The sequence below is a fragment of the bacterium genome, assembly GCA_036524115.1.
GTDB lineage: Bacteria > JAUVQV01 > JAUVQV01 > JAUVQV01 > DATDCY01 > DATDCY01.
Genome location: DATDCY010000315.1, coordinates 16,477 through 38,049, shown reverse-complemented (window position 1 = coordinate 38,049; position 21,573 = coordinate 16,477). Strand labels below are relative to the sequence as shown.

Annotated in this window: 13 protein-coding genes; all 13 read right to left on the bottom strand. The window is 64.6% G+C overall.

From position 1 onward, the window contains the following. Positions 1-79: 79 nt before the first annotated feature. The 13 genes from VI078_14995 to VI078_14935 all read right to left on the bottom strand — a co-directional run bounded on the left by VI078_14995 (position 80) and on the right by VI078_14935 (position 21,572). Positions 80-1,195 carry a hypothetical protein gene (locus tag VI078_14995; protein HEY6000591.1) on the bottom strand — a complete coding sequence of 372 codons (1,116 nt, stop codon included), beginning with the start codon at positions 1,193-1,195 and terminating at the stop codon, positions 80-82. Continuing rightward, positions 1,192-2,145 (bottom strand): hypothetical protein, encoded by a 954-nt coding sequence (locus VI078_14990; protein HEY6000590.1) that lies wholly within the window; start codon positions 2,143-2,145, stop codon positions 1,192-1,194. Before VI078_14990 ends, VI078_14995 begins: the two co-directional genes overlap by 4 nt. Positions 2,146-2,238: 93 nt before the next feature. Next, positions 2,239-5,028: a DNA/RNA non-specific endonuclease gene (locus VI078_14985; protein HEY6000589.1), complete on the bottom strand. Its 2,790-nt coding sequence runs from the start codon at positions 5,026-5,028 to the stop codon at positions 2,239-2,241. 125 nt (positions 5,029-5,153) lie between these two features. Further along, positions 5,154-7,277 (bottom strand): ATP-binding protein, encoded by a 2,124-nt coding sequence (locus VI078_14980; GenBank protein HEY6000588.1) that lies wholly within the window; start codon positions 7,275-7,277, stop codon positions 5,154-5,156. After that, on the bottom strand, positions 7,207-8,982 hold the full coding sequence (locus VI078_14975; GenBank protein HEY6000587.1) for a hypothetical protein: 1,776 nt from the start codon (positions 8,980-8,982) through the stop codon (positions 7,207-7,209). The genes VI078_14980 and VI078_14975 overlap by 71 nt, the downstream gene beginning before the upstream one ends. 95 nt (positions 8,983-9,077) lie before the next feature. Next, the gene (locus VI078_14970) at positions 9,078-9,848 is read right to left on the bottom strand and encodes a prolipoprotein diacylglyceryl transferase family protein (protein ID HEY6000586.1); all 771 of its coding nucleotides are present in this window, start codon (positions 9,846-9,848) and stop codon (positions 9,078-9,080) included. 58 nt (positions 9,849-9,906) lie between these two features. Next, positions 9,907-11,715 (bottom strand): hypothetical protein, encoded by a 1,809-nt coding sequence (locus tag VI078_14965; protein HEY6000585.1) that lies wholly within the window; start codon positions 11,713-11,715, stop codon positions 9,907-9,909. Between the two features lie 17 nt (positions 11,716-11,732). Further along, entirely contained in the window at positions 11,733-13,064 is a 1,332-nt protein-coding gene (locus VI078_14960) for a hypothetical protein (protein ID HEY6000584.1), read from the bottom strand. Positions 13,065-13,100: 36 nt separating this feature from the next. Continuing rightward, the gene (locus VI078_14955; protein ID HEY6000583.1) at positions 13,101-14,414 is read right to left on the bottom strand and encodes a hypothetical protein; all 1,314 of its coding nucleotides are present in this window, start codon (positions 14,412-14,414) and stop codon (positions 13,101-13,103) included. A gap of 18 nt (positions 14,415-14,432) precedes the next feature. After that, positions 14,433-15,749, bottom strand: a complete 1,317-nt coding sequence (locus VI078_14950) for a hypothetical protein (protein ID HEY6000582.1) — start codon at positions 15,747-15,749, stop codon at positions 14,433-14,435. Positions 15,750-15,809: 60 nt separating this feature from the next. Further along, positions 15,810-18,782 carry a phage tail protein gene (locus tag VI078_14945; protein ID HEY6000581.1) on the bottom strand — a complete coding sequence of 991 codons (2,973 nt, stop codon included), beginning with the start codon at positions 18,780-18,782 and terminating at the stop codon, positions 15,810-15,812. Between the two features lie 4 nt (positions 18,783-18,786). After that, on the bottom strand, positions 18,787-21,162 hold the full coding sequence (locus tag VI078_14940) for a hypothetical protein (GenBank protein ID HEY6000580.1): 2,376 nt from the start codon (positions 21,160-21,162) through the stop codon (positions 18,787-18,789). Between the two features lie 5 nt (positions 21,163-21,167). Further along, positions 21,168-21,572: a GPW/gp25 family protein gene (locus tag VI078_14935; GenBank protein ID HEY6000579.1), complete on the bottom strand. Its 405-nt coding sequence runs from the start codon at positions 21,570-21,572 to the stop codon at positions 21,168-21,170. Between the last annotated feature and the right edge of the window lies 1 nt (position 21,573).

The window sequence follows — 21,573 nt, the reverse complement described above, 5'->3', positions numbered from 1 at the left end:
AACAAGGCGCATCGGCGGGAAGCTGCGCCCACCGGCAGGGGCCGGCGCTTGCCGGCCCCTGCTCAAGTACAACCCAACGTTATCGCGGCGTCCGCATTCGTTCAAATTCCCCGCGCAATATCGGCACGGATGGCGAGATCGCCTTCCCCTGCGACTTCTGCACAAACGCGGCCTCGTCGAGCTGGCGAACGGCATTCTTCACGTCGCCTCGCGCCCCGTCGAAGACGGCTAGGTTGATCCGAGCATCGGCATCAGCGGGCGCCAGTTGGACGGCCTTTGCCAGAAAGGTGCGAATCAGAGCGGGGTCCGCGTTCTCTCTCGCAGCGACGACGGCTTGCACCACAGCGACGCTGGGATTGTAGGGATTCAAGCGCGCCGCCTCAGCAGCGTGCGAACGCGCGCGCGCCAGATGACTCTGCTTTCTTGCGGTTTCGGCAGCAGCCAACCTGATGCATGCCCGCGCGATGAACAGATTTGCCTGGGCTAGGGCCGAAGAATCCTGCTGCTCCGGAGTCTGCCTCACATAGTCCGAAAAATCCCTGACGCTGCCCTCTAGCCATGGCCTGGCCGCGCTTCCCTCCCGAGCCGCGCCCTTGTAGTAGCGGGCCAATCCGGCGAGAAACGACACCAACGGGGCGACATCCTGCTTCATGGTGTTGAAGTCCACTCGCAACTCAGTTACCGGCGCGTCGATAAGGCCCTCCACCGAGACGGTCTCGACGTCTCTGTCGATCGCACGTGAATACGCCGCGCTCACGCCAGGTGGCGCGGAGACCAGCATGAGCCGCGGATTGATCAGGGGCACCTGCTCGCTGTCCAACATGATGCGGCCCCACAAGACCATTTGTGCCTTCTGTGCCTGACCGACCTTCTCCGCCTCCACGCGATAGTTCTCTATGCGTTGCCCCGGTGGGGTGACATAGGTGACTATCGCTCCTCCTTGGAGGTTCTGGATCCTTGCCAGGAAACGATCGTGAAGTTCCCTTGCTTTCTGCTTGGCGCTTGCCTCGGCGCCCTCCCCGACGAGTTCGAACTCGAACGTCACGAGCTTGACTTCGGCCCAAGGGAAGATGACCTCTTGCTGCCGCTGGAAGTAGCGAGGGTCCTGAATCTGAACGACCATCCCGGCTCTGCAATTCTGAGCCAGCGTCACGGAAAGAATCAAGAATCCGACACCAACCCAAAGCCTCTTCATTGCCCTACCCCCGCCTCGTCTGCGGCACTCTTGATCAAAGTGTCCACCTGACGGCTGTAGACGCTTTGCTGCAACATGGAATCGTCTCGGCGGTTGCTCACCTTGTCACGAGCCGCGTTCATCTGTTGCACCGCCTTCAGGAAGAGCCCTCTGCGGCTCTCGTCCGTTGCCTCCTGCGCCCGCCTGTAGGTGTCGAGCGCCATGCCGAGTGTCACCAATCCGAGCAGGCGGTAGTAGCTCACGTCATCAAACCGCTGGCTGCGACGCAGATCCTCACCCATGGGGAAGTCGCGTAGGGGGATACGCGAGATCATCTCCTCGGGGGCCAACTTACTGTTCAGGCCGAGAAATGCCTTGGCTTGCGCCCCCTGCTCGTCCACCGAGCCCCACATGACCTCGAAGGCGTTCAGTTTCTTGAAGATTTCATCGTAGTTCTCGTCTCCGACGCCTGTTTGCCAGGGACTGACGGCCGTCTCTTCAACGCGGACCGCCCGGGGCTGGCGAAAGACCGGAGGAAGATCCTCGAGCAGGATTTCGTTCATGGAATCCACCAACCGGCCGATGCGCCCGATATAGATGCTGCGCGTCTCATCGCTCAACGCGGGGGGCAGGGAGAAGTCAAAGACCATCAGCCAGTGCTCGCCGTCGGGGGCCCGATGCTTCGCAATGAACTCGTTCCGAGCGCGTTCTAGCGCGAGTGCGGCCTGACGGGCGCCGACGTACTTCAGAAAGAATCCGCCCAAGGCGAGGAAGCAAAGGGCTGAACCAAGGAATACCATCACGCCGCTCGGACTCTCCGCGCCCCCGTTCCTTCGGTACAGGTGGATGCCCAGAATCAGCAGGCCGCCGATGAGCAATACGAGCAGCAACGGGTAGGAGTAGTTGCTGTATTGATCGAGAATCTGCGGAAGCTCCTTGACGAACTCCCAAGCCTGCTTTTGTTCCTCCATTGTCCGTCCCCCCCCCTTATCTGGCGGCAACCATATCGACCCGGATGACACGTGAACTGAGTATCGCTCCGGCAAGAACCACGGCCTCGCCGCTCACGGTGGTCTCTCGACGGTCGCCTGCTTCTTTTCCTTGTACTTTGACTCGATCGTGCTCTTGAAGCTCTCTCTTTCCTTCCCGGCTTCGTCCTTGAGCACGGCCTGGCAGTTCAGGGTGCAGTCCACATAGTTCTGGTCCTTGCGGCTCGAATCCAACTTCGCGTCGATCGCGGCAACCTTTACCTTGTACCATACCCACTGATCCGGCTTCTTCACCCACTCCTTGATCTTCTTCTCGGTAGAATGCAGGTGTTGGCTGTTCGCGTTACCGGTGATTGGGAATAGATTATGCGCTTCTCCCTCGCCACCGAGATGTTCGTTGAGCAAATGACCTCGGATGAACTTGTCCGGACTCCGCTGGCTGGGATCCGTAACTAGGAGTTCCATAAGTCGTGACTGCACGCCCGACTTGGGAGGAGAGCCAGGATGTCTGATTGGGTATTGTGAATCCAACCAGTCTATGGTCATCTCCGTCCCGACCGTATCGGATGCTAATGTTGCGGTCTTGCGTGAGATTGAAGTCGGTCTGGGCCCTGGACTTGATTCCGTTGACTTCCTCGCTCCCTTCTTCCTGGTGCCTGGACTCATTTCGTAGTCATAGTCCCAAGTAGCGCCGCCATCAGTCACTTCGAGGGACCTGAAGACCTTTGGAAACTTGCGCCGCACCGACTTCACGCCGGTTACCACGGTCTCCTTGCTCGCACCGTCTCGCATATAGCGAGCTGTCACCTGGTCCAACGCCGCAAGCGCTTGCTTCACCTGTTCATCGCGCGATTCCTTATCTTTCCCCTTCGCGCTTGCTCCCTGCCTCGCGGTGCCCGCCTTGACCTCTCCGCCGGGCGGCTTCTTTCCCCTCTTGGTCGCTTCGTCCTGAAGCTGTTTGACGGTCTTCCCTTCCTTGGTATGTGCGTTCGGATCTGCCGCCTTGGCTCGCTTGCCTCCGCCCCCAGGCTGCACCCTGGACTTGGCTGGCGGCGGGTCGACGCCCTTGCCCGGCTTGGCGTTGCCCACGGGCGGCTTCTTCGGCGGCGGGTCGGTGGCCTTGGCGTTCTTCTCCGCCCACTTGCCCTTGGACTCCTTGTCCTTGCCCGAGCCGGACTTCGCTTTGTCGGCGTAGAGGTCCGACATGAACTTGCTGGAATCGAATTCCACGGGCTTGAAGTCGAGCTTGGGCCACTCATTGGAGCCGAACACATAGTCCACGGAAGCGCCCACGCCGAGGGAACCCCCGATGGGCCATTCCTTGTTGAACAAGGGCCAGGTCCAGCGCTTGTCCGGCACGGGCGACCACCAGGGCGCGTCGACCTCGACGAACAGGTCGCCGCTCAGACCGAGGAAGGGCTGGGCCGCGATTTCCAGCTCGCCGCGGATGAAGAACTCGCCCTTCTTGTCCTGGCCCGGCATCGCCTTCTCCCGGTAGCCGATGACGGGGGTCGCCTCGGCGTAGCCCTTGATGCCGGCGATGCCGTTTACGCCAGCTCCGGCCTTGATGTCATGTGCCAGAACTTCGAGCCCCGCTCCGGCTTCCCCACGGAGCTTCAGGCCCGCCGCAGCGGAGATGTTGAGGGTGCCGCGAATGCTGAAGCTCTTGGCCTTCTCCGGATCGGTGGAGTACGTTCCATCGACCACGATATTGTAGAACTTGCCGGGCCCCAGGGTTGCGAACGCGCTCATGCTGACGTTCGCGAAGACGAAGATATTCCCCACGACCGGCAGGCCGTAGGACGCCCGCGCCTCGACCTTGAACAGCCGGCGCTCGTAGTCCTTCTGCTGGAAGAGGATGAACTCCTTCTGAGGGGTGATCTTGCCGATGACCGTAACATAGCCTTTGGGATCGACGATCACGCGGGCCTTGCCGTTGAGCCACTCGGTGAAGGCGAATGTAAGGTCACCCTCGCCGAAAACCACGTAGTCCACCTTGCCCTTCACAGCCCCGCCGCCCGCGGCTGCCGGTGACTTCGCGCCTCCTTCCGGAGCCTTCTTCTCCGCCTCCAGACGGGCTGCTTCACCCCTTTCCATGAGCCGCAGGGTTACTTCGCCCGAGAGCTTCTCCCCCTTGTAGCCGACCTTGCCCTCGCCGGAGATGGCCCGCCCGTCCCAGGTCACATCCACGCTGCCGCTCAGGTTCCTGGGCATGGTGAGGCCAACCGCCGCCGTGCCCGTGACGACTCCCTCCGGCGATCGCTCAAGCCGGAGCTTCCCCTGGGCCAGCCCACCGACCCTGAAGTCGGCGCCGCCTTCGAACTTGATGCTCTCGTCGACGACAACCAGAGTGAACGTGCCGGAGAACGCCTGGCCAAGGCGCATGGGCACCCCGCTCGCGCCGAAGCGCAGGCTGCCACCCTCCAGCCTGTTGACCCACTCGATGCCCGACGTGAGCGAGACGCCGAACAACCCCAGGATCTCGGGACCTTTCTTCAGCCAGGCCTCGAGCGAATCGACCTTGGCACCTGCGGCAAGCCCGACCTTGCCCTGCAGGGTGCTGTCCCTGACGTTGATCACCAGACAGGGCGCAATCCCCGGCGCTGCTTCGCCGATGCGGGCGAACAGGGGATGTCGCAGCGGCATCCGCTGATTCTTCACAGTGTACTTGCCGTCCTGGACCGTCTCGACTTCGATGGGTCCGGCGGCGATGCCACCGAATCTGGCGTTGACGGCGGCGATCCTGCGTCCCGCGAGGAAGCCCGAAATCGCGGGTGACGGCTTGAACTGGGCGCCCATCCCCTTGAGCTCGAGCACACCAGGGGCGAGCTCCAGACCCATGGCGGCAGACGCGCTCAACTTCACCGCGGGCCCTCCTGCTTGCCCGGTCGAAGGAGCTGGGGCCGCCTTTGCGAGCAGGGCGGGTGCCGGGGCCGCTTTTGCAGCCGCAGGGCTCTTGGCGGGAGCAGCAACGGCCATCGTCCTGTGCCTCAGGGATTGCCAGGCAACGGACAGACGGCGCCGGAGCGGCGGTACTCGCGCCGCGCTGCACTCACAATGTCCTGGTCCTTCACGTCATCGCCGCGGTCCACCGCCGACAGAGCCGCGTGCAGCGCCGCGCTGCGTATCTGGCCGCCGCTGAGCGCACAGCGGTCAGCGATCTCCCAGAGAAGCCCTTGGTCGATCCCGTTGCCCGCGGGCAGGTGCAGGTTCCAGATGGACCAGCGCTCCTGGGTCTGAGGCAGTGGAAACTCCACGACGACGTCCATCCTCCGGGCGAAGGCCCCGTCGATGCGATCGCCGGCGTTTGTCGTGACGATCAAGATGCCCGTATAGGATTCGAGCCGCTGGAGCAGGAAGTTGGTCTCGAGGTTGGCGTAACGGTCGTTCGCGGTGCTGACGTCGGTACGTCTGGTAAGCAAGGCGTCGCCCTCGTCGATCAAGAGGATCACGTCCAGCTCCTCGGCGCGCGAAAACGCCAGCTCCAGGTTCTTCTCGGTTTCGCCGATGTACTTGTTCACCACGGCGGACAGGTCCAGTCGATAAAGATCCATGCCCAGTGCGGTGGCGAGCAGCCTGGCTGCCAACGTCTTACCGGTGCCGCTCGGCCCCTTGAACAGGGTGCGCACCCCCGGATTCGGCGCCGCCAGAACGCCGGCGCATCGACCCAGGACTTCGCGGTGCCGACATCGGGTCTCCAACTCGCGGAGACTCGTCATCGTTTGCGGCGGCGCGGCCAATTGCGTCCAATCGCCGTCGCCGCTAATCCGGGTCGCCAGGGTTTCGAGCGCTTCCCTGTTCAGGCTGCGGCATGCCGCCTCCACGTCGGTGCGGAGCACGCTGGCGCGTCCGTCCAGGGCGGCGAGCCTGACGGCCACCGCCGCTGCGCGCCGCAGGTTGCCTCGCGTGAGTCGGAAGCGCGAAGCGATCACGTCCAACTCCCCGCACGTGCGGCCGGCCAGCGCCGCTTCCCAATGGGCGCGCCTCTCTTCGATCCCAGGAAGCCCGAGTTCCAGGGAGACAGCCTGACGCACCGGAGTGCCGCTGACCCCCCCTAGGCGGCCGAGCGTCACTCCGACGGGCCCCCGATAGGCCAAAAGGTCAGGCAGTTCGACAGTCTCCCCCGGCGCAGGGTTGGCGACGATCACGGGCATGGCATGGAGCAGGGTGGCCAGGGGTCCCACGGTGCGCCACCGCGGATCGCTCGGTTGCGCCATGGCGCGAACCTCGAGAACGCCGCGACCCGTGGCGCATGCCAACGCGCCCATCGCAGTGCGACGCCCGTTCGCCCTGGCCCCGCGAATGATCACGGCTTCCGCCTCGCCTCCACGGTCGAGCAATGCGGCAATCGCAGCAAGGCGGCGGCGAGTGCCCTCATCGAGGATCAGCGAGGCAGGTGATGACAGCTCCGTCACCGGATGGTGGCAGATCCACGGTCCGCCGCTCACGACTACACGATTCTGCATCGCATCCCAGATCAACGGGGGAACCGTGAGCTGCCACTCGGCGCGCGGGGCCTCCGGGTTGACTGTTGCCACAAGCCCGTCCTCGAGCAGCCTGCGGACGAGCACACCGACATCCATGCTATCGGCCCACCACGCCGAAAGGAGCCCGACTGTCGGGCGACGCAGACCCGCGGTGCCGTTCAGCTGCTCGAACAGCGCACCAAAGCGCGCGTCCACCTCCGGCAACCCGATGCCCATGAGCAACGAGACTTCCTCATCGCGGAGACCGAGAGATTCGCGCAATGCACGCATCGGAAGGTGGGCGGAATATTCCTCCTCCCAGGACCTCACCGCCTGGTGCCAGCGCGCAGGTGCATGTTCGATCGACATCCCCCCCAGACCGTGGTCCGCGAGCTGGTTGCTGTAGCCGGCGAGAAAGGGATATGCCGCAAAGGCGGCCTCAAAGGAGCCGTGCGCTGCCACGGCGCGTGCCACCACGCGCAGCACCGCCGAGTACAGGCAGAGCCGGAAGTGCGTTTCCGGATCACGGGGGAGATCCCCGGTCGAGAGGACCGTGGTTGAGGCGACGTCGCAAGACTCAATCATAGTGAAACCGGATGCCGCGACCTGCCGACGGGACCCACCCGGGGTCGCGATCCAGACCGGCAAGGCGCACCTCGATCGGCAGCCGAGCCAGTTGGAGATGGATGTCCACTCTTGCCGCACTCAACACCACGCGCGCCGCCTGGCGCACCAGGACATCCCCCGCGGCACGGCGCGCGCCGGCCCGTCTCATGGCCAGCGCAATCCGGCTTCCCAGATAGGGCATCACCCAGCCGCACCAGCGCGCAACCGGCGAGGGGGACGGCCTCGTCCGGAGTGCTCGCGCCGGTTTGATTCGACACTTCAAGAGCCCTCGGTACGGTCGCAGTTCCGATTGCAGCTGCTTTCGGGGAGGAGAGTCTTCCCGCTCCACGTCCAGTATTGGGAAGCCCGCCGGATGCCGTACCACGAGTTGGCCGCCTTGCTCGCGCCAGCGCATAGCACCGTGATGGGAAATGAAGGGCACCAGCCAGTCCTGCGGGATGCGCCAGGCGCAGGGAGGTACGAATGAGGAGCCGGGCTCCACCTCGGGGCCACGTCCAGCCAGGTCGCCCAGCAGGCCCCAGAGCGGATCCGTGCGCAGGGCACCATTGGAGAAGGATTCGCCAGCCAGCGCCAGGAAATCCCAGAGCGGGAGCTCGATCCCGGGTTCGAGCGGCGTCGTGAAATCGCCGTAGAGCTTCAGGAAGAGCCCGGCGTTGATAAGGCAGAAGACCCCCCCGAACGCCGTTGTGATCGCCTCTTGCCCAGAATGAACGGCGGGCTCGAGTACTGCTCCCACAGGCGGCGTCAGAGCTGGACAATCGGAAGGCCTCGACCCCGCAGGCACGCCTCCGGAGTATTGCGTGACTCTCGGTGCCTCTGAAGCGCGGCGCCGCTGCGCCCAATCAGCATGCGCGGGAACCGCGTGGGCCCGCGCCGCGAATGGTGTAGGTGCGCGGTACGACCCGGCCGCACGTGCCGATGAAGGGGGCACGGCGGATGGCCCAACCGCGGGCCTGAGCTGCGGATCGTTCGTCGCACCGTGAAGCCAGCGCCCAACGCCGTGGGCGAAAGCGGAGGTCCTCGCTTCGCCGGGCAGCCGGACCAGGGCCAGTCCGACTGCAAGCAATGTCCGTTGCGCCGACGGCATCGCCGCGGCGAGGACCTCGGGTATCTTTCGAACCACGATCTCGGGCGGCGGCGCGGGATCGGCGTACGGTGCCCACTTACCCTTCCGCGCCGTATCCACGACGGGGTCCGCCACGGACACGGGCGCATCTAGTGCCACCTGCAGCGGCACCAGAGCGTGGCTGCGCAGCACCTCGTCGAGGATTCCGCGCGCGGCCTCCGGCGGCAGAGAGAGCACGAAGGGAACTGCTTCCCGAGTCGCAGCCAGGCGCTCCAGAGCTTCTGGCGCCGCTCGCGCCTCTTCGGTCCACACACTGCGCACTAAGAACCCCGGGGCTGCATCCCGGAACAAGGCGCGCCACCACCAGCGCGTACCGGCGACGCCGTTGAGCCAGTCCCTGGCCAGGCAGGCCAACAACTCTGCCGGGTCCGCGAACAGCACCGCCTCCGCTCCGGCGGTGATCGCCCCAAGTGCCGGTCGCACGGCGCGGCGCGCCACAGCATCGAGGTCCTTGACGAGAGCCGTGCGCCATTCGGAGGGCGGCGCCGACCCATGGCGCGCCAGCGATAACCGGCCGGGCAGAGGGTCGGGCAGGCTCCTAACCACCAGTATAGCCGACGGGGGGACGCCGGGCGGGCGCAGGTCGAGCGAACTCAGCACGGCGTCCGCCCGTAGCCTCGTCTGGAACGGATCACCGCCCCAAGTCCGCAGGCGCAGCCGCCTAACCTCTGTCCGATCAGTCGTCCCAGTGAGGTTCATGGCACGACCTCTTGCGGGAGGTCCGCCGGCCGCCCCGGGACCATGTGCGACACCCTCAAGAGCCCACCCAACGCGACGAGCACGATGCATGCAAGCTGGTTTGCGTCGAGCGGGCCCAGGATCGGCCGCGCATCACCGCGCACACACTCGATCGCAAAGCGCGTCACACCATAAAGGATGAATGCGGCGGACAACCGCAGCCCGGGTCGTCCGTGCTTCATGCGCAGCAACAACGCACAGCCGGCAAGTCCTGCAGCGGCGTGGTAGATCTGAGCGGGATGAACCGGCAGCGTCTGCTCGGCGTAGGGCGGGATCAGCCCGCCGCCGAATTGGGCTGCAAACGCCTCCGTCGTCGGGCCGAAGGTCACCGCCCACGGAGCGTCGGTGACCGTACCGAAGCAACAACCGTTGAAGTGGCAGCCGATGCGGTACAGCGCATATCCGAGCGCCACGGCAGGGGCCGCCGCGTCCCCGTAGTCGAGAAACCGTGTCCCCCGCAAGCGAAGCAGGAGCCAGGCGAAGAAAGCCGCTCCTGCGAAGACACCAACGGCGCCGCCGGCCTGCGTCGGCTCGCCTGCCCCCGCGGGTCCAACCATCCGCGCGTACCCTTTGGCGCCGAGCACGGCGCCGGGCAGAGCTGCCGCGCCGGCCATGAGCATGGTCCAGGGGCTCAGCCGCTCACGCGCCGCCAGCCATCCAGCGGCGCCGAGCGTCACCAACACCGCGCCACCCCAGTAGAGGAGCGGATGGCTCAGCGGTGTTGCCATGTGCCCTCCTTCAGCGCCATACTTGGTTCTTTCTTCGGAGGCCCCTGCACTCGAAAGCCTACCGGGGGCTTCCCATCACGCACCTCCAATCGCCGCAAGTGCAAGGCCCTCTAGGCTGTTCGCGAGCCTCCACGGACGTACTCAGCTCCATTGACCGTCCGTGTTCCACAGCTGCATAGAACAGATTTGGATTGCCGCGGGCCGCCTCGAGTTTGCCCCCGCCCTTGGCAATGATCTGGTCTTCCCATTCCGCCAGGGGTCCGTCGTGTCCGATGAGATAGCCGTAGCAATTGGCGCTTTCCAGCATCCGCAGGGTCGTACCTTCTACGATGACTTCCCGACCTGTTTCGCGGTATCCGCACACGGTCTTGCGCAGGAATCTCGTCCTCTTCTCGAGGTATGTTCCTTTCATGTCATGGCTGAAGGCCCTTCTGCGCGGATCTGCATGAGTAACTTCCGGCTTACCGAAGATCTCCGCGTCGGTCTCCTTGGACACCAGCAGCTGAAAGCGCTGCAGGTTGGAACCGTCGGCCGGCATCTCGTAGCCGTTGGTTCCAAGCACTGCAGTGTGCTCGAATTTCGATGCATTTCCGAAGTGCATGTTGAGTGAGCCGAAGCGGTTCGAAATCAGTGTGGTGGCAACCGGGGGTGGCGAACCGCTCGGCGGGGTGGTGGACAGCTCGATGATCGAGCAGGCGTCTGTTCTGCCCACGTAGCTTGCGCGATTGGGATCGTTGAGGATGTCCCACGGGGGCGTCTGGAGGGTGACAGTCCCACCGTTGGCGGCAATGACGCCGCTCGGACCTATGGGATTGCGCCAGGTCGACGGTGCGGGGTAAGGCTGGTAATCATTCATGCCTGGCAGGCCGAAGCGGGCGGCTTTCAATTGCGCAGTGACGCCGACACCGTCAGCGGTACCAGTGTTAATCAACTCGACCGAAAAGATGTTATTGGTGCTGTTGTAGTTGATCGCGCTCGGGCTTGCGTTGTTCGTATACGCCCTGTTCATGCTGATCCCGGAACAGGGCCCCTGAAGACTCGACTGTCCCCAGGTTGCGACTAGCGGAGTGTTGGTTTCGACGCGGGTGATCCGCAATGCAGGATTGGCGGAGATCGCAGGTGCAGTGGACGGCCAGCGCAGCTCGTCCAGTCCCTCCTTGCTGCCGGGGCTCGCACCGGGCTTCGCCCGGATGATGTTGAAGTAGAGGCCGAAATCTCCGGTGTTCGGAAGCTCTACGCCCTGGTCTGGATTCGTGGAGATCGGAACCTTGATCTCCACGAAATAGCTTTTCATCGCCAGAGCCGAGCTGGAAGAGGTCACGCAGATATTTCGGCAACCTCCGCCGCTACTGCGAGTAAGCCAGGTCGGAGGTGTCTGGTTGGGGGCATTAAGCCACATGCTGCTATTCGTCCAGTACTTCACTTCCACCGGTGGTCCTCCCGGCGCAGATAGCTGGTTGCCAACATTCTCAGCAACGGGAAAGATGTGAATGCGGCGGTGAGTCGACGCCGCGCTGGTCGGCGCGAGCGTCAGGATGATAATGTCTTCGCGATCGAATGTGGGATCGTTATTGATTTCGAGCGCGAAGTAGAGGGCGTTCGAGTCACGGGTCATCTCCAACCGCGCGTGCGGCGTATCGACGCCGTTGTTGAACACGTACATATTGCTGTACCGCCATCCGTTGTCTCCTGCAATGACACCGTCAATTGTGGGTGCCGCGGAGTAGTTGTAGTTGGCGCACAGCTTCTCATCCGCACGTGTGAGCGCGGGCGCATACATGGCGAGCAACACGGCTGCCGCCGCACACAGATGAAGTTTCCTTGGCTTGCCGCACTGTTCAGCGTTGGTACGGAAGGTACTGGCCATTGGTAGCCTCCTTCTATCTATGTTGTCCATTTTGGCTTGACGTTCTGTTCGAGTTCTCCAAACACCGCCGCACTGGCGTCCGAGACGATCCTCAGTTTGAGTTTCGCCGCGGTCGCGCCAGTCTGCGCCTTGATCGTGACGACGAAAGTCTCATCCGGCACCGTCCACGACAAACCTGCCGATGCACCGACGACGTTCGCCGACCATCCCGCTGGATTCCCCTCGAACGTAAGTGGCGTTTTGATGCTGTACTTGCCGTTGGCGGGAACGGTGGCGAGAAAAGTGACGTCGACTTCGTCGGCGGGTTGTCCCGTGGCGGGCACCTTAATGACCGGCGCCTGCCCGGTCACGGGCTCGATGCTTCCGGGCGAGGTTACGCTGTTGGGAGCGATCGCGATTGCCGAGGCCCCGGGTGGTGGCCCGTCGACCACCAGTTCCGTGTCGCTGGATGTTCTGGTCAAGGCGGAGTTCTTCTGCGAAGTCACCGTAAGGTGCATACGGCCGATCGACCCGCTCGCGATCCCCATTGGAATCGTGACTCGCACGCCAAGATCCACGGTCGTGCCGTCAACGATGACCGTCCCCTTCGGTATCGGGATGCTGGTAATCACCTTTCCCGTCATATCCGGTTTGTCGACAGCGACGGCCGACCAGCCAGCATCTATCGCCGCGCCCAGGTTGTACGTTTCGTCTAAGGTTGCGACAGCGCGTATGCGGTACGGGAACGTATAGCTCTTGCCGGCGACGAGCTTCGCATCGCTCACGGTGCCGTTGCGCCACACCTGCAAGGTCCCGGTCGGCATCGTCAGCTCCGGCTGTGCCAGCGTGAAGGTCGTCGAATCAGAGCCCTTCCTCGGATTGGTCACCGTGAGCAGGACCGCCCGTCCCTTCTCGGGGATGTTCTGAATAGCCGGAATCGACTTGATGATGAGCATACGCTCGTTGCTTCCCAACTCGAATCCTGTGATTAGAGCTTCTTCCAACATCACCCTAGGTGCCGATCCGAAGTTCACGCCGACGATGACAAGCGGGTCCCCGATACGAAGTGTGCTTGATGGGTTGGGTTCGAGAATCTTTACGGTCTCTGTGTCCGGCTGCCAGCCGGCCTCGATCTTGACGACCCTCAACTGCAGGTCGGCGACGTCCGCGAGGACCTGGTTCAGCAGATCCGCGGTGATTAGGTCCCCGGGGCGCACCTGTTCCTTGCGCTGGCTCATAACTGCGACCAGGAGTTTCTGCTTCTCCTCGGACGTAAGCTTGTCGTCGAGATTGTCGAGGATCTCGCTGACCGAGACCACCATCTCCCCTGGCTTTCTCAGCCGAATGGCCTTCTCTAGACCGGATGCCATCAGAGCCTCCTCTCCTGTGCCTACTTGGGACTGCGCTCACACGTCGAGCGCCAGATTGGCGTAGTCCCACTTCGATACGTCGAACCGCGCATCCGCCTGATACGGCATGTGCCCGCTGGTGAACACCAGGGCGGCGCGCGGCATGGGTTTCGTCCGGGAGTCGATCGCCACGCGGTTCTCGCGCACCCAGTAGAGCCAGATCAACTCGCCGCTGGCGAGGTCGATCGGCGGGTAGGCGAACGAGGCGCGCAAGAGCGGCTCGAGACGCGCACCCTCGATGAAGGCCGGGCCGCGCACCGTGAGTCCGCCAAAGAACGTGGCGAGGGCCGCCTCGTCTTCCTTGGTGTTGCCAGGCATCGGCAGGATGCCGGCGGCAGGCAGGTAATCGAAGCGCTGTGTTGCAGCAACCGCCTTGACGGCGTCACCTCTCCGCTCGAGCCACGCAACGTGATCCTGAAACTGCAGGAACAGTGCTTCGCCCTCGGCCTGACGCCGGTCGCCGATGACCATTCCCCATGGTCCGGCAGCACTCCAACGTGTCATTCGCCTCCGGACGGACCAGAGGTCCAGGAATTCAATCCGAGGCTTCGCCGAAGCGGTCGGCAGGGCGATGATCGCCAACGGGACGTCGCAGGGGGTCAGCAGACTGCCCTCGATCTGCGCGAGCAGGCCGGTAGGTGCCCCGCCTTCGGCCAGGGGATCTTCCAGGAAGGCGCGCAGCGCATCGACGCCGCAGCAGCGGTGGGCAACGCGATTGCGCATAAGGCTCAGACGCCCCGCTATTTCGGGTTGGGGTGTGCGCTGGCGGATGGCCTCATCCACATCCGTGAGGTACTGGTCGAGGGAATGCAGGCGAAACTGCACGGCCTCTACCAGAGCGTCGGTACGGCAGAGCACCACCGCGTCGTCGAGGGCGTGGTTCAACGCCGTGCCCTCCCGGTCTTCTGCGGGCGCGATGGTTAGCACGTAGATGCCTTCCTTGGCGGCATATGTCCCGCTCTTGAGACGTTCGCAGTCGTCGAAGGTACGCGCCGCGCCCACGCAGGGCGGCGCGCGCCGGCCGAGCAGAACGTCGGTTGCCGATTCGAGAAAGAGCGTGCGGCCGCTCCGACTGACCGCGAGCCCGGGCTGGATTCGGACGCTTTGTCCGTCCGCTTCGGGCGATTCGTCTGAGACCTCAAGGCCCCAGATGATGCCGTAGCCCGACGCTTGCGCGGCGCGCCGGTCGGCCTTGCGCCGCGCTTCCTGCTCGCGGCTCAGGTCCTGACCGGTGAGCAGTCGGCCGTTGAAGAAGTTGACCGAGCGGATCCCGCCCTCGAGGATCGCCTCCTGCAGGACTTTGGCCGCCATTGTTCGCCTCCTTTCACCTCAGGGCTGGGCCCAAAACGTGCTGACTTCGATCATGAATTCCATGTTCTGGAGATACTCGACCTCCACCTCATTGATGCCCCGGGTCACTCGCAGCACGAATCCGTCATCCTCGAAACTGGAGAAGCGAACTGCCGGGACCGGAAGCTTCGGGTTGTACGCGCCGAGGGCCTTGATAACGTACTGGTTCCTCTCGTCGGGAAACGAGTATCCGGAAAAAGAGAACTTGACTCGCCCCTTTGCAACGTCGACGACCTTCAGCCCACCGAACACCGTGGGATCACCGTCGGCGAACCTGCCACGGATCCTCCCCGCCGCCACCACGCGGTACCCGGAAGGCACCGGCTCTGGCTCCCCTGAGCCAACCGTGCGAGGGCCTGTCCAGAGATCCTGGAGCCCGCGCGTCTGCACAAGGAATGGGCGGAATGATTCGTCGATATCCGGGGGCGCTGTGACAAAGATGCGCTCGCCGGACTCCACCTTCAAGCGGAGGGTGGCCAGCAGCAACCGGTCGCTGGGGTCGCTGGATTTCAGAGGAGCCGTACAGCTGCAGGTGCGTCCATTGAACGTCGGACGAAGCTTGGTGACCCAAATGCGCAGTGCCTCGCGCCAGTAGGTCTGCGCAGCCTCAGGTGCCACCGTCAGATCCGCGGGCGGGGCGGGTCCATCCGGAGTCCACTTCTCGGCAGCCGTGCGGAAGGCCTTGAGATCGCTCGAGGGGCCGCTTGCGACAGGTATGGCGTGCAACCAGCTCGTGAAGGACCGTAGCCCGTCCTCCTCGCACTGCTTCGGCACCTCGGGAGTCAGCTCCAGCAGGAAGTCGTCGGCGATGCGGGAGGGCTTCGCGAGTTCCTCCTCGCTGCGGCAGGGCTCTCCGGGAACGGGTCGAGTGTCGGTGGGACAGTCCCGATAGGAAAGGGTGAGGTGGAGGTCGAGCAGATTGCTTTCGGTGAGCGCCGCCTTTGCCGCCTTTTGGTTGTCTCTCAGCCACTCGTTCAGGAAGCCACACTGGTTAGACGGCACGCAGATGAGCCGGCCACAGGGATCGAGGGCTGCTCCCCCTGTGACCTCGACTTTCCACTTATTCGATTCTTCCGCGGCCAGTCCGGTATCCTCGATGACCGTAACCGCGAGACCGCGCACCGTGCCGTAGCCGATCGCATCCCGCGCCAACCACCGGACGCGATGGGCATGATAGGCGAACTCCTGGATGAAATCGTCCACACCGAGCACCATCCCCTGGACGTAGTTGACGTGCTTGTTGGGGACCGGTGCGCTCGCCTGCGCCTTAACCGTATCAGAAGCGATGCAGCTCATCGTTGCTCTCCCGTGTTGCTACTGCCGTTGACAAGATGTTCTTCCCCCCGCTCCGGATGCTCAATGATCGAGACGGTTCCGACCGAGGATCTGCCGCTCGCTCCTGCTTTCGCTGGCCGCAGGGGAGAGGTAGCCCTCGCCGACATAGCCGTGATCGAGAACCAGGGCGTGAAGCAGCCGCTCACGAATCCCCAGCTCGACCTGGGTGTCGCGCCCAAGGCGCGCCTGCCCGACCAGGAACATGGCCCAATAGAAGCGCACATCGAAGACGGTGTGTGCCGGCTTTTCCAGTCCGACAATGCGCCGGGCCAGTTCCAGACGACGGCCCGGCTCCGCGGGCGAGCTATCACTGTCGGTCGGCATGGGCAGCAGGACGCTGAAGCGGTGGGCAGTGCCACGGATCGCCAGGAACGCGGCCTCGAACTGGAACCAGTCCTCGAGCGCCGGCCCGTCGGGCGGCAGCGTGTCCGGCAGCGGCACAAGGTCGTAAGCCGCCCACGCGGTCGAATACTTGGCATTGAGCTGCGAGACCGCGCCGTGGCGCCCGCGCAGGAACGACTGCCAATCAAGGCGCTCCCCAGGGGTGCGCAGGGGGTCTGCCTGGCGCATGTGGCGCGCCCAGTCGTCGGCGACGACGGCGTCCTGGGGCTGGTTCGTCGGCTGCAAGATCTCCTCGAAGCCCTGGTATGGGGCCTGCCATGCGTCATGCAGTTTGTCGAGACTCTCATAGCGGGCTTCCAGGAAGCGTTGCCAGGCTTCGCGCTCCAAGCCGGCGGCCCAGGGTGTGAAGCCAAGGACTTGCTCGCAGAACAGAGACCAGAGTCCCGCTGCCTGTCGATCCACCGGCGGCACCAAAGGAAACTCTGGCAGGGGCGCGTTCGTGGGCAGACCGAGGAGGCGGGCATAGCGACGCCGAAGCGCGTCACGTCCATCCGCCGGCCTCCATGGTCGGAGTTCGTCGGCGCCCGCCGGGGCCTCGAGTTGCGCGGGGTCGCCGAACAGCACGTCGGGGAGCTTGCGGGTCAGGTACTTCTCAATGATGCGGACGCCGAAGCGCTCCTCGCCCACCCGCTCGGGCACTGCGAAGCGCGACTCATCGACCTGCGGACCGAGTGCGAGGGACAGCGCCAGCCGCAGGCCGTGAGCCGTGCCTCGGTATTGAAAGAACAGCATGGCATGCCGGATGAACAGCCGGCGGCGCTCTTCGTTCCAAGCCGGGTCAAGCGCGACGCCCAGCCAGCTCCCCAGCCACTCAAGGGCTTCCGCCGGCGCGCTGCGCCAGTCGAACAGGACGTGCGCGGCCGCGATGCGATCCTCGATACTGGTACATATCCCCTCCACGTTGGCGAGGAACCCGTCCAGGAATTTCGCCGACGGCTGGTCTTCGCGATAGACGGCGGGCAGATACTCATTCAGGTAGGAAAAGCGCGGGTAATAGACGCGCAGAGCCCGCAGTCGAGGCGTGCTCCGCTCCTGGCCGACAAGTCTGATCCGCACCTGAAGATAGCGGCCTTGCGCTCTCTGCAGCAGGAGCTCCCAGGTGCCGTCGCCACGTCCCCTCGCGCCTGACGACGTGGACCAAGGCTGTTGGAGAAACGGCAGCTCGGACCCGTCGCCGCGCAGGTAGAGCGGAGGTTCCTTCAGCCAGGGAGCGGCCTCGAGCAGCTCGGGGCTGTTCGCAGCGCGGCTCCAGATTTCGACCCTGCTCCCCGAAGGAATGCAGGCATCGAGGAGGAGTCGATGCCAGACGCAGTCCGGCTCTCCTCCGTCCAAGTGACGGGTGTCGAGCCAGGCCTCAGGCTGGTAACGCGGGCGATACTGTTGCACAAGAGGCACCCACGCCTCCGCGAAGTCGTAGTACACCGTCCCCCCGAAGACCACCAGCGCCTTCCCTCCGAAACGGCGCATGGGCAGATATTCTGACAATGCCTGCTGTTGCCAGTCGCCCTTCCCGTCAATCGAAAGCCGAAATGCATAGCCCTGATTGCCGCCGGCATCCGCGACGTACAGCACGCCGCTGTGGCCGGCCAGCGCTGTCGTGCCCACGAACGCCATGTCGTAGCCGACCAATGAGAAGCTCGTTGCAACCGCCGGATCGACACGGTCGCTCATCTTCTTGAGGTCCAGGTTCTTGACGAACGCGCCATCTCGAAAGACCAGAATCTTCGAGAAGCCTGCGGAGCCGCTGGCCGGCCCGTCCAGGATCAGGACGGTCCCATCCGCCAGCACTTCGATGGCCGCCGGGGCATTGGCGCCGACTGTCGAGACGCCGCCAACGTCGATGCCGATCGGGAAAGTGCGACGGAAGATCTTGCGGCGGGCCTCTCCTTCCACCGGCTGGAAGGTCTGGTCGGCTTCCTCCTGCACCACCCGGGACTCTGGCGTACACACCACCTCGAACCGGCGATCCAAGGACCAGTAGCGCTGGTTCTCCCGGTCGAGAATGCACAGCCCGCCGTCCGGCCCGGCTGCCAGATCCCAAGGGACGAAGTTCACGCCGGCAGGCCAGGTCAGCTGTTCCGGCGGCCCGCCGGCGAAGAGGTCAAAGACCAGGACGCCGGCTGGGGCCCGGGTGCCTGCCACCAGGAAATGATCCGACGTCACCGCCAGCCCGCCGAACTCCGCGCCGGTCGGCGGCGGGGAGGTCTCGGCCGCCCGGAAGCCACCCGGCGTGCAGGTTGGTGTCGAGGCTGGGACAGGCCAGAAATCCGACACGAGCTCGGTGCCGGCGGAACGCACCCGGATACGCGAGCGCGTCTCATCAACCCAGTACCAGTTGCCGAACATGTCCACGGCGGCACCGCGCCGGTCGCGCTCGAGATCGGGGCGCGCGTCCCTGGGCGCCGGCGTGTGGACAAACGGTTTGGCGCGCAGCAGCACCTCGCATGTGTCCGCGTTCCATTCCAGTGGCGCATCCCCGTGACGTGGCGGCAGCCAGGCGCCCCGAGGATCGGTATCCAATGCAGCGCAACAGCACGCGTCCCAGTCCTCGCGCCCGAGCAGCAGCTGATACCGAGTGCCGTTGGCGTCCATGCGTTCAGCACTCCCTCGGAATCACCGGCACGGGCACGATGCGCTTCCCGATACCTGGGGTAACCGCGGGTCCAACCGCTGTCTGGCTGCGGATCAGGTCCGCCGGAGCTGGTGCGTCGCCCAATTCGACGGCGATGCCTGCCACCCGGGGAAGCTGCAGGCGCTCCAAGCTCACCTCCTCCTGCTGCTCCTGCCCGGTGGCGTCGGCCAGACGCACCTCGTTCACGAGACGCACCCCGGGTACCCGGCTTGCGACCGCCATCAGCTCGCGCGCGGACACTGCCTTGCGCAGTGGCCAGCCCTTGCGCATGTCGGCGTACTCGGGCACGAGTTGGGTCTCGGCGGGGTCCGCCAGACCGATGTCACGCAGCGGCGACAGAAACTCCGTCAACCGTCTCTTCACTTCCTCGTTCACCTCGGCCGGGCTCCGCCCCAGCGCCAAGACCTCGATGCCCACGGTGACCCAGATGTCCAGGTACTTGGGTCCGCGGAGGATCAGCTCAGTGGTAACCACGCGCCGGGGATCAAGATACCGGCATGCGGCGTCGAGGAACATGCGGTCCGCCTCGGGGGCATTGGGATGCGCCGGATCAAAGCGGGGAATCAGCATCAGCGTCACCGTGCCTGGAGCGTTGCCGACGGCGTCAGGAGCGATGTCTGGGTTGTAGGAGGGCAGCACCTCGACGCGCCCGACATCGATTCCCGGCGTGCGCAGGGCGATCGCCTCGAAGTCCGCCACGGTGACCAGTCGGTCCCGATGCTGCAGGAAGCGCGGAACCTGCTTCTCGCCCTCCTCCACGCGCTCGGCGGCGGAGCCGCCCCAGGTGCGCACGGGATTCCTGAGCTTGAGTCCCTCGCGCAGGGAAGGAGCCATGTTGATTGTCCCCGGCCCTACGTTGCCGGCTGCCCCGCGGCTATGATCGTAGGTGGCCTTGATCTTGGCATCCGGCGGCGGTCGACGGCCCCGGAATCCGTCGCCGAACCGGATCTCACCAGACTCCGCGTCCACCCAGAAGACATCGGCGGCACGTTCCTTGGCAGGCAAAGCCGAGAGGGAAGGCCGAACGCCGCTCTCTCGGGACGAGTCGACCGTGACGACCGTCGTCAGGCGCGAGGTCCTGGCTGCAACTTCCCCGGGGGCAGCGTGCAAATCGTCGATGCGGCGCCAGGGCTCCCAGGTGCCGCCAGGACTGCAGACGAAGATGCGGACCGAATCGAGGAGGACCGGTGGATGGGCCAGGCGGCGCACTTGGTCCGGCTCGCCCGTCCCATCGGCCAGCATCTCATTGGTGATCTGGTCTCGTTGCGTTGCCATGACCGCGTTGATCCCCACCCACAGCACACGACTCTTCGCATTGAGGGAGGAGACGCGAATCCAGGTGACGATGCGCCCCTCGAGACCACCGTCCGCCAGGGCAGGAGGGTAGTTCCAGCTGCCGGACTCCAGGGGATCGAGGTCCTCCCAGAGGGCCAGGTCATCCGCACCAGGCAAGGCGAGTTCCACGATTCCGGGTTCCTGGAGGACGTCGACGCTCGCCCGGTGCGCGAGCGTGCGATAGTCGGCCAAGCGCGGTTGACCTGCTCTGGAGGGCTCCCCTACCCGAGGGACCAGCGGGATCTGGAACTGCAGCGACGGCTGCTCCTGGGCCGCGCGGCCCGAAGGCTCGAGGCGACGGTCCGCATCGACCAGCGCCGGGACCACCCCCACACACAGGGTTCTGCCGGCGATCTTCCCACGGACTTCCTCGCGCAGCCTGGACGCCGGGTCCTTCCGGGTCATCCTGGAAGGAGTGAGCAGCGCGAGCCAGAGGCAGCCGTCTACCGTGTCCTCCCCAGGACTGATGCCACGATCGTCCCGCCCTTCGTAGGCCACGGTCTCATAGAGCACCAGATCGCCGGCTGCGCTGCCCCCCTCCTGCTTGAGGGAGGCATAAAGCAAGTCGTAGTGCTTGCGAAGTTCCCCAGTAGGATCGCTCACCGGCCGCTTGTAGTAGACGCAGGCCTCCACGGGCAGGACGTCGAGACCCCGCTCCGTTCGGAAGGGGATCTCGCCCGCACTCGCCTCAATCCCTGCGTTGAGAGTTATAGCTTGCGGAGGCTCGACTTCGTTCGTTATGCCGAGGATCCCGCGCGAGGACGCAGCGGGGTTCAACGGCACGCCAAGCAGTTGCAGGAACTTGACGCGGTTGCGATCGGGAATCTGGTTTGCGCGGTAGAGAAGGCTCTCGGTGAGGAACGCAAAGATCTCGATCAAGGTGACGCCCGGATCGCTGGGGCAGAAATTGGTCCACTCCGGCGTGTGCACCGGAATGCGAGCCAGGGCCTCTTCCAGGATGTCCCGGTAGCGTCTGTCGTCAATTGGGGGCGGCAGAATGGGCATGGTTGTCACCCGGCAAGCTTGACCGACAGGCTGACGCGTTCCTGCACTTGCGTCGCAACCAGCCGGTACGTGATGGTGGCGATGGCCGACTCGGCGTCCTCCGGGTCCGCCTCGACGGTCACGGAATCGACGCGCACACGGGACTCCCACGCAGCGATTGCCTGTTCGATGGTCCGGGCGATGCGCGTACGGGTGGCTGCGTTGTTGGGCTCGAACAGAAACCGCCGCAGGCCGCTGCCGAAGGTGGATGACACACGAAGGCGCTCCTGAGGCTCCGTAAGGAGGATGATCCGGATGCTCTCGCGCACATTCGCCTCACCCTCCGACCAGACGAGCCTGCCGTCCGCGCCCACGCGTGGCGGAAAACTTATGCCTCGTCCAAAGACCTTCCCGGGATCCACCAGAGGCATA